The following is a 13,531-nucleotide window of genomic DNA, read 5'->3' on the forward strand; positions in this document are numbered from 1 at the left end:
ACAACGTCCCTGGACATCACACCTAGTCCTCCCTACGGCAACCGTCCCGCGGTCGTAGGATCGCGACATGGCCGAAGAAGAGTCCCCCTCCCCCGATGCTCCCCGCGATGCCTCCCGCCGGGGATTCTTCAAGGTCGGCGGAGCCGCTCTCGCGGGCGCGGTCGTCGGCGGCGCGGGTGGGGCAGCGATCGGCGCGTCGATCGCCGGCAATGCACGTGACGGCTTCGCGGCCGACGCCGACCCCTTCGCCGCCCTCACTCCGCGCAGCGAGCCGGGGTTCGACCATCTCGTGGTCGTGATGGGCGAGAACCGCTCGTTCGACAACCTGCTCGGCTACCTCTACTGGAAGCAGACCCTGCCGCAGGGTGAGACGTTCGAGGGGCTCGACTTCGGCTCGTACAGCAACACCTCGTCCGATGGCACGGTCGTCGATGCACACGTGTACACCGGTGACACCGACCGGATCATGAGCCTCCCCGACCCGGATCCGGGCGAGGAGTATCCGCACGTCAACACGCAGATCTTCGGCACGGTCGACCCGAAGACCAACGCCGACCTCTTCGTCGACGAGATGACCGCCCCCTTCAACGCCCCAACCCACGGCGAGAAGGCGACGATGTCGGGGTTTCTCGAGGACTACATCATCAACTTCCGGCGACTACGCAAGGGCGTCGACCCGAAGCCCGAAGAGGCGGCGCACATCATGGGCTCGTTCTCGCCCGAGATGCTGCCGGTCCTGTCCACGCTCGCCGCGGAGTTCGCGGTGTTCGACCATTGGTACGCCGGCGTCCCATCTCAGACGTTCTGCAACCGCTCGTTCTTCCACGCCTCCACGTCTCATGGCTTCGTGACCAATCAGGCCGGCGGCGGCTACCGGAAGTGGCTGGATGCACCGGCCGCGCCGACGGTGTTCAACCGGCTCGAGGACGAGAAGGTGAGCTGGAAGATCTACATCGACAAGCTCCAGCTCGTCTCCTTCACCGGCATGCTGCATGCGGCGGTGCTGGAGAAGTACTGGCGTACCGACCATTTCGGCACGATGGAGGACTTCTACGCCGAGGCGAAGGCCGGCACCCTCCCCGCCTACGCCTTCATCGAGCCGCGGATGGTCTACGACCACAACGACTTCCATCCGCCCTTCGGGTCGCCGCGTGAGAGCGAGGTCGACGGCGAGCCCGTGTTCGACAGCGCGATCTCGGATGTGCGGGCGGGCGACAGGCTCATCCACGACATCTACGAGGCGGTGCGCACGAGTGCCTCCCCGAAGGGGTCGAACGCCGTCAACACGCTGCTGCTGATCACGTTCGACGAGCACGGCGGCTGCTACGACCACGTGCCGCCGCCCGCGGTGACGAAGCCCACCCCCGATACCGGACCGGGCGAGATGGGGTTCACGTTCGATCGACTGGGCTGCCGTGTCCCGGCCATCGCCGTGTCGGCCTACACGAAGCGCGGCAGCATCATCCACGACGAGATGCATCACGGCTCGGTGACCGCCACCCTCTCGCGCCTGCACGGACTCAAGCCGCTCAACGACCGCGACGCGTCGGCGAACACGCTCCTGAACGTGGTGAATCTCGACAAACCCCGGCACCCGTCCGACTGGCCGGTGACCACGCCCGCCTACACGCCTCCGAATCCGGAGGACACGGCACCCCAGCCCGGTGAGAAGGATCAGCTGAAGCCGCTCACTCCGCCCGCACGCGGACTGCTCGGCCTGCTCCTCGCGCGCTACGGGAAACCTGGTGAGCCGGAACCGGAGACCTTCGCCGACGCCTACAAGCTCCTCCACGAGCACGGCGAAGAGCTGTTCGGACCGCCCGAGGGCAGCTGACGCACCACCCGTCGGAGCTATGCGTCAGAGCTATACGTCAGAGCTATACGTCGGCGATGAGCCTCTTGCCCAGGTCGACGGTGTCATCGATCTCGTAGCCGAGCCTGCGGTAGAAGTCGACCACCTGCGCGTTGCCGGAACGCACCTGCAGGTTCACCTTCGGGCACCCCAGTTCTCGCAGACGGGCCTCCACGTGGGCCACGAGCTCCCTGCCCACTCCGAGTCCGCGCGCGTCGAGCTGCGTGGCGAGGTAGTTCATCCACCCTCGATGCCCGTCGTAGCCCGCCATGACCGAGCCGAGGATGCGCCCCGTCTCGTCCTCCGCCACGACGAACAGCTCGGGCTGCACCGTCAGCTTCCGGGCGATGTCCTTCCGAGGATCGTTCCACGGCCGCGTGAGCCCCGCCGCCTCCCACAGGGCGACGACGGCATCGGTGTCTTCAGGGTGGAAGGGTCGGATGCGCACCGGTCCAGCCTCCCAGATCCGCCCTGCCGCGGGCGTCAATCCTCGCGGGAGAAGGTGATGTGCGTGACGCCCGACTCCGCGACCTCCGAGGTGACGCGGTAACCGGACTCGAGTCCGCGCAGGTCGTCCCAGAGTCGGATCCCGCTGCCGATGAGGATCGGGGTGATGCCGACATGCAGGTCGTCGACCAGCCCCGCGCGCAGATACTCGCGCACGGTCGTGGGTCCTCCACCGATCCGCACGTCCGCTCCGGCGGCCGCCTCGACCGCTTTCTGCAGCGCCTCCTCGGGAGAAGCAGAGAGGAAGTGGAAGCTCGTGCCGTTGGCGAACTCGATCGAAGGCCGCGGGGTGTGGGTCAGCACGAACACCGGGGCGTGGAACGGCGGCTCCTCGCCCCACCAGCCGCGCCAGTCCGGGTCGTGCGGGTTGGCGTGGAGCCCGAACATCCCGGCGCCCATGATCTCGGCGCCGATGTTCTCGAAGTAGTGCGCGGCGTACTTCTCGTCGACGCCTGTCGTTCCCGCCCCGCTGGTGTCGAGGAAGACACGCTCGTGGAACGTGCGCGTGGCCGTGTATGCCGCCGTCAACCGACCCCAGTCCTCGCCGAAGGGGTTCTCCGGGGTCTGGTCGGTCGTCGTGGCGAAACCGTCGAGCGAGATGTTGAGATCGACGCGAACACGGGTCATGGTCTGCCTCCGAAGGCATGAAGGGAGCCTGCGTCGATCGGCGCAGCCTCCCCAGCGTCAGTGCTCCAGCGCTCCTTGTCAAGCAAGTCGTGTCAAGAGCGGCGATCCCGCTCAGACCGGATCGCCCTGGACGGGACCCTCCGTGTTCGGCTTCCACCCGAGCGCCGGAGCCACATGCTTCGCGAACGACTCCAGCACGTGCAGGTTGTACTCGGGCCCGAGCTGGTTCGGGATGGTCAGCATCAGCGTGTCGGCCGCCATCACCGCCTCGTCCTGTCGGAGCTGCTCGATCAGCACGTCGGGTTCTGCCGCGTAGGTCTTGCCGAACGTGGAACGGAATCCGTCGATGATGCCGATCTGATCGGCGTTCTCCTCGCTGCGAAGTCCGAAGTAGGCGCGGTCCATGTCGGACACCAGAGGGAACACGCTGCGGCTGACGGAGACGCGCGGCGTGCCCGTGTGCCCTGCTTCCTTGTAGGCCGAGCGGAAGAGGTCGATCTGCTCGCGCTGCAACTCGTGGAAAGGCTGCCCTGTGGCCTCGGTCACCAGGGTCGAGCTCATCATGTTGAGTCCCTTGCGGCCGGTCTCGATCGCCGTCGGGCGTGAACCTGATCCCCACCAGATGTGGTCGCGCAGGGTCGGGGATTGCGGCTCGATCGCGAGGTAGCGGCCGGCACCCACCATGCGGGGATCTCCGGGGGCGATACCTTCGCCGTCGATCGCACGGAGGAACAGGTCGAACTTCTCCCGAGCGATCACGCTGCCCCGCTCGGTGTCCTCCTCGTCGACGTATCCGAAGGTCTCATAGCCGCGCAGAGCCGTCTCGGGTGAACCGCGGCTCACGCCCAGGGCGATGCGGCCGTCGGAGATCAGGTCGAGGGCGGCGGCCTCCTCGGCGAACTGGAACGGGTTCTCGTAGCGCATGTCGATCACGCCCGTCCCGACCTCGATGCGCTTCGTGCGCGCGGCCATGGCGCTCAGCAGGGGCATCGGCGAGGCGGCCTGACGCGCCCAGTGGTGCACGCGCACGTAGGCGCCGTTCACACCGATCTCGTCTGCGCCCTCGGCGATCTCGATGGTCTGCTTCAGCATGTCGCCCGCGGTGCGGGTAGCTGAGCCGGGCACGTCTGCATAGTGCCCGAAGGAGAGGAATCCGAAAGCCTTCATGATCTATTCCAACGCATGTATCCCTCAGCTATTCCCCCGGTACGAGGATGCCGTCCAGCACGAGCGATCTGATGCGGGGCTCGAGTTCGGCCCACAGGTCTGCGAGGGGAACCTCGAAGAGGTCGGCCAGGGCCGAGACGATCTGCACCACGGTGAGGTCGCCGTCGCAGGCCCCGACGAACCCGGCGAGCGCAGGGTCCACGTTCACGGTGCGCGCGAAACCGCCACCCTGTCGCAGTTCGATGACGCTGGGGTCGTCGTTGCCCGGCAGCAGGTGGCGGGCCTCGGTGACATCGGGCGCCGTCAGCAGTGTCGAGGGGATCCCCTCGGCGAGCGCGTCATGCGCGGCAAGCCCGGTTCCGAGCGCGGCACCGACGTTCGACACCTGCTGGGAGATCCGCTCCGTGCGCCGGAGTGGAGGGGACGACAGACCTCGACGCATCAGCACGTAGCCGAAGCCGATCGAGGTCACGCCGCGGGCGGCGAAATCATCGAGCCAGGCGGTCAGCAACGGAGTGAATGCCGGGTCACGCGGGGTGGTGCCCCCGTCGCGGATCCACAGCTCGGCATACCCCAACGGCGACAGCTCCTCCCGTTCGACGACCCAGAGGTCGAGCTCGCTCGGCACCCAGGCCTCCAGACGGGCGAGACCGGTGACCCCTGCCCGCGACTCCCAGTTGCCGAGCAGCTGCGCGATTCCGTTCCGCGTCAGATGCGCCGGAGCGCTCCGCACGAACTGCTCGACGAGGGCATCGCCCACCAGTCCGCCGTCGCGGTACTCATACGCGGGAACGCCCTCCACCCGCGGTGTGATGACGAACGGCGGATTGGAGACGATCAGATCGAACGCTTCGCCCGCGACGGGGTCGAACATGCTGCCGTGACGGAACTCGATGTTGGTCACCCCGTTGACCCGCGCGTTGAGCTCGGCGAACGCCAGTGCCCTGACCGAGATGTCGGTTGCGACCACCGTGCCGGCACGACGGGCGACGAGGAGCGCCTGGATCCCGCACCCGGTGCCGAGGTCGAGAGCGCGATCGACCTGGATGGGCACGATCGTCTCGGCGAGGGTGCGCGAGGCTCCGCCGACGCCGAGCACATGATCGGCGGGGAGAGGGCCGTCGAGGGCGACCTCGTCGAGGTCGCTGGCGATCCACCACTCGCCGACACCCTCGGCATCCACGAAGGACTGCGGACGCAACAGGGCCGTCGGGGTCACCGTCTCGGCATCCGCGGTGGCGAGTCCGAGCGCCTGGAGTCCCTCCACGCCGAGTTTCGGCAGCGCGGCAGCGACCGCCGCACGCGGCTGACTCATGCCGAGCACCAGCAGACGGCCGAGGGTGGCCAGAACTCCGGAGTCCTCGGCGATGGCCCGCAGGATCGGCTCGCGCATCCCCCTGGCGAGGGCGTCGTCCGCCTCCTCGCCCCACAGGCGACGGAGAGGTGCGGACCGGAAGTCGGCGGCATCGAGATCAGCGGCCAGCGCGGAGGTGCGAAGAGGGTCTGGGTGAGGTGTGGGGGTGTCGGACACGGCCGTCACTCTACGCGTCTTCAGGGTTCTCCTTCCCTGTGCCTCCTAGAATCAGGAGGTCAGTACTCACGAGCAGCCCCGTTCCGGGCGTTCGAGGAAGACCCTCATGACCGCCATCACCCCCGAGCACGGCCTCCGTGCGCGCCTGCGAAGACTCGCAGGCAGGACCGCCGTCCTCGCTATCGTGCTGGGCGCCTGCGCGGCCGTCGCACCGAGCACGGCCGTCGCCGCCGGCGGGTCCGCTTCAGACGAGGAAGCGAGCGTCGCCTTCCATGTCTCCGCAGGTCTGCGCGGCCTCGTCGCCCCCGGCTCCTCCACCACGGCGATGCTCACGGTGCAGAACGAGACGGAATCGAAGCTGTCGAGCGGTCAGGTGCAGGTGGAGCTCAGCAGGACTCCCCTGACAGACGAAGCCTCCGTCACGAACTGGCTCGATGAGGGCGAGGCACCGGGCGATTTCGACACGATCGGCTCAGACACGACGGCCGCGCTCGATGCCGGTGCCTCCGGCATGACCACGGTCTTCGTCCCTGCCGAGACCCTCGGCGCCCTCGCCCCCGGTGTCTACCCGCTGCGGGCGGAGCTCACGGGTGCCAAGACGGTGAACACACCTGAGGATCGTACGGCGACGGTCGAGGCCACGGCGACCAGCGTGCTCGTCGTCGCCGATTCCCAGACCGCTCAGGTCGGCGTGATGGTCCCGCTCACGGCGACTCCCGACAACGGCGTGCTGTTGAGCGCGGAGGAACTCAGTACTCTCACCGGACCCGAGGGGGCCCTGACCACTCAGCTCGACGGTGTGGCCGGCACCACTGCGGTGCTCGCCATCGATCCCGCCATTCTCGCCGCGATCCGCGCTCTCGGTTCCGCGGCTCCGGAGACCGCGCGGGAGTGGCTCGACCGACTCGAAGCTCTGCCGAACACGCGGTTCGCACTGCAGTTCGGCGATGCGGATGCGACGGCGCAAGCGCAGGCGGGTCTACCCGCGCTGCTGCAGCCGACGACGTTGGCGACGTTCCTGAACCCCGCCGACTTTCCGCAGACGCCTGCCACGTCGTCGCCGCCGACGGACTCGACCGCGACACCAGGCCCGACGCCCAGCCCGACCGGCACTCCTCAGCTGCCCGACGACGCGGAGCTCACGGCGATCGATGGCGCGCTCCCTCAGATCCTGTGGCCGGACGACGAGCTGCGAGAAGAGGATCTCGACACCTTCGCGAGCTACCTGGGTGAGGGGACGAGCACCATCGTCTCCTCCGCAGCGCTGGGCGGACAGAGCGCCGCGCACGCCACCGCCGGCGGGCACGACCTCCTGGTCACCGACAGCGGCCTGTCGCAGACTCTTTCCCAGGTCGCCGCGGAGGCCGACTCCGTCGATCGTCAACGGCTCCTGGCCGAAGCCGCCGCGCTCCTGACACTGGCTGAGAGCCGCGTCGCGGGTGCCCCGTTGCTGATCGGGCTCGACCGCGACGAGAACCGCAATGCGGACGCGCTGCGCGACGCGATCTCGACGGCCGATTCGATCGGATTCGAACTCTCGGCACTGCGCGCCACCCCGCCCGCATCGGCCGCGCTCACATCGGAAGCCGATCCCGCGCGTGCGGCAGCGGTGACGACCCTCCTGGCCGACGAGGGAACGCTCACCGCCTTCTCGTCGATCCTCGCTGACCCGCAGGTGCTGCTGAGCCCTGAACGCATCAGGATCCTCCGGACGCTGTCCGTCGGATCGTCGGCGAAGGCTTTCGCGAAGAAGGTCGAGGAGCACCAGAAGCGCACCTCGGAGACGCTCGCCGCCGTGAGCATCCCCCCGTCGAGCACGATCCAACTGCTCACCGCCAACGCTGATCTGCCGATCGCTGTGCGCAACGATCTGCCGTGGCCGGTGACGGTGCAATTGTTCGTCTCCCCCACCGACCCTCGGCTCGAGGTGAAGCCGATGACGGAGACGGTCGTCGAGGCGAACTCCACGAAGCGCGTCAAGGTCCCGGTGTCCGCACGGGTCGGCAGCGGCGAGGTCGACCTGCGCCTCAGCCTCTACAGCCCCACCGGCGTGCAGATCCAGGATCAGCAGAAGATCCGGGTGGCTGTGCGGGCGGAGTGGGAGACCATCGGCCTCGTCGTCTTCGGGGGTCTCGCCGCACTCCTCATCGCGCTCGGCGTGATCCGCACCGTCCGCCGCAAGCGCCGAGAGGCCGCCGAAGAGGCAGCCGTGGAAGCGGAGATCGAGTCATTGGAAGAGGACGCCGTGAACGCCCGACCGGATGGGACACCGAGCAACGGCACGTCATCGGCCCACGACACGTCCTCGACCCCGGATACGAATGAGTAGCCTCGGCCGGGCGAGCGCCATCATCGGCGCCGGCACCCTCGTCTCACGCGTCACCGGGCTCCTGCGCAGCATCGTCCTCGTCGGTGTGCTCGGATCTGTCGCATCCGAAGCGGCCGACGCGTTCACCTACGCGAACCAGCTTCCGAACAGCGTGTTCTCCCTGATCTCCGTGGGGATCCTCACGGCCGTGATCGTCCCGCAGATCGTCAAGGCGACGGCGGACGCCGACGGCGGCAACGCCTTCATCTCCAAGTTGTTCACCCTGGGCACGGTCGTTCTGGTCGTGGTGACGGGACTCGCGACGGCAGCAGCTCCATGGCTGGTGCATCTGGTCGCCGGCAAGGCGAACGAGTCCACTCTCGCCCTCGCCACGGCACTCGCCTACTGGTGCCTGCCGCAGATCCTCCTCTACGGCCTCTACGCCATGTTGGGCGAGGCACTCAACGCACGAAAGATCTTCGGCCCGTTCACCTGGGCTCCTGTCGTCAACAACATCGTGTCCATCGCAGGCTTCCTCGCGCTCGGAGCACTGTTCGGTCCCGTGTCCACGAAGGCCTCCGACTGGACGCCGGAGATGATCACGCTGCTCGGTGCCACTGCCACCCTCGGCATCGCGCTCCAGGCGGTCGTCCTCCTCGTCTTCTGGCGTCGCACCGGCCTCGCACTGAAACCCGACTTCCACTGGCGGGGGGTGGGGCTCGGCAACGTCGGTCGCCTGGCGGGCTGGACGTTCCTCATGGCCTTCGCGAGCCTCTCCGCCGGGGTTCTTCAGGGGTACATCGTCAGTGAGGTGGCCGGTCTCGGCGCGTCCGCCACGGTGACAGCGAACGCCTGGCTGATCTTCATGCTGCCGTACTCGGTGATCGTGCTCTCGATCGGGACTCCGTACTTCACCCAGATCAGCGGTCACGCCGCCGCCGGACGCGACGATGAGGTCCGGGCCGACATCGCACGAAGCATTCGAACCCTGTTGTTCTTCATCGTGGCAGCAGCCGCCGCCGTCGCCGCTGCCGCCATCCCCGCATCCCGTGTATTCACCGACTCCGCCGACGACGCTCAGGCGGCTGCTCTGGTGCTCATCGCCTACCTCGTCGGACTCATCCCCCTCACGATCCTCTTCATCGTGCAGCGAACCTTCTACGCCTACGACGACACCCGTACCCCGTTCTGGTTCACGATCATCCAGTGCGTCCTCATCGTCGTCACCGCTCTCGTCGCCCTCGGCATGCGGGAGGCGGGGATCATCCCTCTGACGTCGCTCGCCGCTGCGGTCGCGCTCGGACAGTCGATCGCGAGCATCCTGCAGACGATCCTCGCCACCTGGTTGCTGCATCGAAAGATCGGTGGCCTGCAGGTGGCTTCCTGGATGTCGGCCATCGGCCGGTTCGCGATCGCCGGCATCCCGGCGGGGCTGGCCGGCTGGGGAGCATTCGTCCTGCTCGGCGGTACCTCAGGATGGATGATGGTCGACAAGATCCAGGGTGCCGTAGGTACCGCGATCATCGGCCTCGTCGTGGTGGTCGTCTATGTCGCGATCCTCGCCGTGATGCGCGCCCCCGAGCTCAAGGCCGGCACTGCTCTCGTCCGCCGGTTCCTCCCCGGGCGCTGATCCACCCACCCACCCCGCTCCGCGGCCTGCGCCCCACCCTGCGCAGGGAATGCCTCGCGGTTACCATGGGTTGAAGCATTCGAAGGTCATTCGACTGCAGTTTCTAAGACGGAGATCACATGCGTCAGGTCATCATCATCGGCTCCGGCCCCGCCGGATTCACGGCTGCCATCTACGCGGCCAGGGCGAACCTCAAGCCGCTGCTCATCGCGAGCTCCGTCGAGGTCGGCGGAGAGCTGATGAACACCACCGAGGTCGAGAACTACCCCGGCTTCCCCGAAGGGATCCAGGGACCTGAGCTCATGGCCAAGTTCCAGGAGCAGGCGGAGAAGTTCGGCACCGAGGTCGTCTACGACGATGTCACCGAACTCCAGCTCGAGGGGCCCGTCAAGAAGGTCATCCTCGGCAGCGGTGCGGAACACGAGACGCAGTCCCTCATCTACGCGACCGGCTCGGCGTACCGCAAGCTCGACATCGCGGGCGAAGAGCGCCTCTCGGGCTACGGCGTCTCCTGGTGTGCCACGTGCGACGGATTCTTCTTCCGCGAGAAGACGATCGCCGTCGTCGGCGGTGGCGACTCCGCCATGGAAGAGGCCACGTTCCTCACCCGCTTCGCCGACAAGGTCTACGTGATCCACCGCAAGGACACCCTGCGGGCCTCGAAGATCATGCAGGAGCGTGCCTTCGCGAACGAGAAGATCGAGTTCGTGTGGAACAGCGAGGTCGCCGAGGTCCTCGGAGGCGACTCCGTGACCGGTGTGCAGCTGCGTTCCACGGTCGACGGCACGCTCAGCGATCTCCCGCTCGACGGGCTCTTCATCGCGATCGGCAACGACCCGCGCACGCACCTCGTGCACGACAAGCTCGAACTGACCCCGGAGGGCACCATCTGGGTCGACGGCCGCTCGTCGAAGACGTCGGTTCCGGGAGTCTTCGCTGCCGGTGACGTGATCGACCCCACGTACCGTCAGGCCATCACGGCGGCCGGCTCCGGCACGGTCGCCGCTCTCGACGCGGAGCACTTCCTGGCCGACCTCGAAGACCCCTCCGTGGAGGTTCCGGCCGCCGAGGCCGCGGAGATCCTCACCGCCACCGCGTAGGGGCGGGAACACTTTTCCCTCGCCCGCTGTTGTAGCAGGCGAACCTCGAATCAAGGAGAACTCTGATGAGTGCAAAGGCTACGAGCCAGGCGACCTGGGAGCAGGACGTTCTGCAGGCCGACGGTCCCGTGCTGGTGGACTTCTGGGCTGAGTGGTGCGGTCCGTGTCGTATGGTCGCGCCGGTCCTGGACGAGATCCAGGCGGACAACCCCGACAAGATCACCATCCTCAAGCTCAACGTCGACGAGAACCCCGAGCTGGCGATGAAGTACCAGATCACGTCGATCCCGGCGATGAAGGTCTTCCACGGCGGTGAGGTCAAGACGACCATCATCGGCGCGAAGCCCAAGTTCGCGCTGGAAAAGGACCTGGCCGCGTTCATCGGCTGAGTCCCCAGAGAGAAAGGGCCGCACCTCCCGGGGAGGTGTGGCCCTTTCTCGTATCCGCCCCGAGTCGTCCCGCGAACCGCTCTGCTCAGTCTTTGTCGTACACGGAGACCGACGGCAGCCCGCGAGCAGCACGTGCACGGTCGACGAGGAGCTGAACCACCGCGGTCTTTCCCGCGTTGTACGACTCGTCTCCCCTGCGCGAGGCGTCGACCGCAGCGTGCTTCGCCCGCTCGTAGAGCCGGGCATCCTCCGGGTTCTGCAACAGCCAGTCGCGAAGGATGCGCTGGTTCACCTGATCCCAATCGGCGGCTTCGAAGAAGTGGGCGATTCGCGTGCGTACACCGTTCTCCTCGATGATCATCACCCGATGGCTTCGGATACTGCTCCCGACCGCCCATCCTGCGGCCTCGAGCCCAGGTCGATGCAGATCGAGATCCTCGTCGTCGGCGATGCGCACCGCGACGTCGATGATCGGCTTGGCGCTCATCCCGGGGATCGCCGTGGATCCGACGTGTTCGACGAGCCAGTCCGGATTCCCGTGGCTGCGCAGTTCCGCCGCGACACGTGCGAAGGTCTCCGACCACGTCGGGTCGTGCGGAACGAGCACGGCCTCCACGTCAGGAGGCGTCGGCGACGGTCGGATCCCAGCGGCGGTGGCGCTGCTTCTCGTCCAGGAGGCCCCAGACCGCCGATGTCAGCTCCGGGTACTCCAGGGCGATCTGCCGCAGCACCCGGTAGTGCCTCGCCGCGTTCGGGCGCACACCGTCGTTCGCATTGATGTTGTCCGCGCGCAGCAGGTAGACGACGAGTTCGTCGACGCTCGGGAGCTCCTCCATGAACTCCCACGGATCCTCTCCCCCGAGAAGCCGCTCCTGGATGAGGACCGCGAGTTCGTCCGATGCTTCGGCGCGCAGCACTTCCAGGCTGGCGCGGCGCTGTACGGACTCGGTCATACTCCCAGCCTACGTCGGCTGCGGACCCCGCCGGCGCTCCACCTTCATGTTCTCCGTCATGTCCTCGAGCTCCCTGCCCTTGGTCTCCGGCACCTTGAAGAACACGAAGAAGAACGACAGGAGCGCGAAGAACGCGTAGAACCCGTAGGCGAACGTGAGGCCGATCTCGGCGAAGGCCGGGAAGGTCGTGGAGATGAAGAAGTTGGCGACCCACTGTGCCGCTGCGGCCACCGCGAGGGCTCCGGCTCTGATGGAGTTCGGGAAGATCTCGCCGAGCAGAACCCAGACCAGCGGCCCCCAGCTCGCACCGAAGAACACCACGAATCCGTTCGCACAGATCAGGGCGATCGTGGCCCACGGATCGGGGAGCGTCGCGGTCCCCTGCGCATCGAGCGTGCCGAACGAGAAGGCCACTGCCATGAGGCCGAGCGTCACGGTCATGCCGACCGAGCCCACCAGCAGCATGATCCGGCGACCGACCTTGTCGACGAGCAGGATCGCCACGATCGTGACCACGATGTTCGTGACCGAGGTGATGACGGAGGTCAGGAGAGCACTGGACTCATCGAAGCCCACCGACTGCCAGAGCGTCGTCGAGTAGTAGAAGATGACGTTGATACCGACGAACTGCTGGAACACGGACAGCAGGATGCCGATCCAGACGATGGGCTTCAGCCCCAGTCGATTGCCACGCAGATCACGCAACGATTCCGAGCGCTCCGTGTTGATCGTGCCGGTGATCTCCTCGATCTTGCCCTGGACATCGACCGTGCCGGTGACGGTCTCCAGCACGTCTGCCGCCCGTTTCAGCTCGCCCTTGCGCACCAGATAGCGCGGAGACTCCGGGAGCCGCAGCGAGACGAGGCCGTAGACCAGCGCAGGGATCGCGGCGACCATGAACATCCAGCGCCAGGCGGTGAGTCCCCACAGCGGCTGGTCTGCCGCACCGGCGATGCCTGCGAGCAGCGCATCGGAGAGCAGCGCGGCGAAGATACCGGTGACGATCGCCAGCTGCTGCAGCGAGCCCAGGCGACCTCTGATCGCTGCGGGTGACACCTCGGCGATGTACGCCGGCGCGATCACGGAGGCGGCACCGACCCCCAGTCCTCCGATCACCCGCCAGATGATGAGGTCGACGACGCTGAAGGCGAGACCGGATCCGATCGCGGAGATGAAGAACATGGTGGCTGCGACCACCATCACGGGGATGCGTCCGTACTTGTTGGAGACGGGGCCGGCGAACCAGGCGCCCACGGCACATCCGATGAGGGCCGACGACACGGCGAAGCCCTTGAGCGCAGTACCGAGGTCGAATCCGGACACGTCGCCCGCGAGCGCGTCGACCGCGCCGTTGATCACAGCCGTGTCGAATCCGAAGAGGAATCCACCTAACGCTGCGGCGATACTGACCGCGATCACGCGGCGTTTGATGGCTGCTGGACCGGCTGTTCTCGACATGACATCCCC

The 13,531-nt window shown here is 67.1% G+C and carries 12 protein-coding genes; 5 read left to right on the plus strand and 7 right to left on the minus strand.

All coding sequences use genetic code 11. The annotated features are described in order from the left end of the window. The first annotated feature begins 67 nt into the window (after positions 1-67). On the plus strand, positions 68-1,834 hold the full coding sequence (locus AAY78_RS08845; protein ID WP_046747952.1) for an alkaline phosphatase family protein: 1,767 nt from the start codon (positions 68-70) through the stop codon (positions 1,832-1,834). A gap of 43 nt (positions 1,835-1,877) precedes the next feature. On the opposite strand, the gene AAY78_RS08850 is transcribed toward AAY78_RS08845, so the two are convergent. The 4 genes from AAY78_RS08850 to AAY78_RS08865 all read right to left on the minus strand — a co-directional run bounded on the left by AAY78_RS08850 (position 1,878) and on the right by AAY78_RS08865 (position 5,693). Beyond that, entirely contained in the window at positions 1,878-2,300 is a 423-nt protein-coding gene (locus tag AAY78_RS08850) for a GNAT family acetyltransferase (protein ID WP_046747953.1), read from the minus strand. Positions 2,301-2,335: 35 nt separating this feature from the next. After that, a complete protein-coding gene (locus tag AAY78_RS08855; protein WP_046747954.1) occupies positions 2,336-2,986 on the minus strand; it encodes a dihydrofolate reductase family protein in 651 nt (216 codons plus the stop codon). A gap of 111 nt (positions 2,987-3,097) precedes the next feature. After that, positions 3,098-4,153 carry an LLM class flavin-dependent oxidoreductase gene (locus AAY78_RS08860; RefSeq protein WP_046747955.1) on the minus strand — a complete coding sequence of 352 codons (1,056 nt, stop codon included), beginning with the start codon at positions 4,151-4,153 and terminating at the stop codon, positions 3,098-3,100. 28 nt (positions 4,154-4,181) lie between these two features. After that, entirely contained in the window at positions 4,182-5,693 is a 1,512-nt protein-coding gene (locus tag AAY78_RS08865; protein WP_197077683.1) for a DUF7059 domain-containing protein, read from the minus strand. Positions 5,694-5,790: 97 nt separating this feature from the next. On the opposite strand from AAY78_RS08865, the gene AAY78_RS08870 reads away from it, so the two are divergent. From AAY78_RS08870 to trxA, 4 genes are all read left to right on the plus strand, one after another. Beyond that, entirely contained in the window at positions 5,791-8,013 is a 2,223-nt protein-coding gene (locus AAY78_RS08870; RefSeq protein WP_046747956.1) for a DUF6049 family protein, read from the plus strand. Next, positions 8,006-9,622: a murein biosynthesis integral membrane protein MurJ gene (murJ, locus tag AAY78_RS08875; protein ID WP_046747957.1), complete on the plus strand. Its 1,617-nt coding sequence runs from the start codon at positions 8,006-8,008 to the stop codon at positions 9,620-9,622. The genes AAY78_RS08870 and murJ overlap by 8 nt, the downstream gene beginning before the upstream one ends. Positions 9,623-9,741: 119 nt before the next feature. Next, positions 9,742-10,722, plus strand: a complete 981-nt coding sequence (gene trxB, locus AAY78_RS08880; RefSeq protein WP_046747958.1) for a thioredoxin-disulfide reductase — start codon at positions 9,742-9,744, stop codon at positions 10,720-10,722. 65 nt (positions 10,723-10,787) lie between these two features. Next, the gene (gene trxA / locus AAY78_RS08885) at positions 10,788-11,111 is read left to right on the plus strand and encodes a thioredoxin (RefSeq protein WP_021201395.1); all 324 of its coding nucleotides are present in this window, start codon (positions 10,788-10,790) and stop codon (positions 11,109-11,111) included. Positions 11,112-11,196: 85 nt separating this feature from the next. On the opposite strand, the gene AAY78_RS19225 is transcribed toward trxA, so the two are convergent. From AAY78_RS19225 to AAY78_RS08900, 3 genes are read right to left on the minus strand one after another with little or no spacing between them, the layout of a single operon-like run. Then, positions 11,197-11,727, minus strand: coding sequence for a GrpB family protein (locus tag AAY78_RS19225; protein ID WP_052748710.1), 531 nt, complete (start codon positions 11,725-11,727; stop codon positions 11,197-11,199). A gap of 1 nt (position 11,728) precedes the next feature. Beyond that, positions 11,729-12,064, minus strand: a complete 336-nt coding sequence (locus tag AAY78_RS08895; protein ID WP_046747959.1) for a hypothetical protein — start codon at positions 12,062-12,064, stop codon at positions 11,729-11,731. A 9-nt stretch (positions 12,065-12,073) separates the two neighbouring features. Next, the gene (locus AAY78_RS08900; RefSeq protein ID WP_197077684.1) at positions 12,074-13,522 is read right to left on the minus strand and encodes a sugar porter family MFS transporter; all 1,449 of its coding nucleotides are present in this window, start codon (positions 13,520-13,522) and stop codon (positions 12,074-12,076) included. Positions 13,523-13,531 lie beyond the last annotated feature (9 nt).

The sequence above is a fragment of the Microbacterium sp. Ag1 genome (assembly GCF_001005635.1).
Taxonomy (GTDB): domain Bacteria; phylum Actinomycetota; class Actinomycetes; order Actinomycetales; family Microbacteriaceae; genus Microbacterium; species Microbacterium oxydans.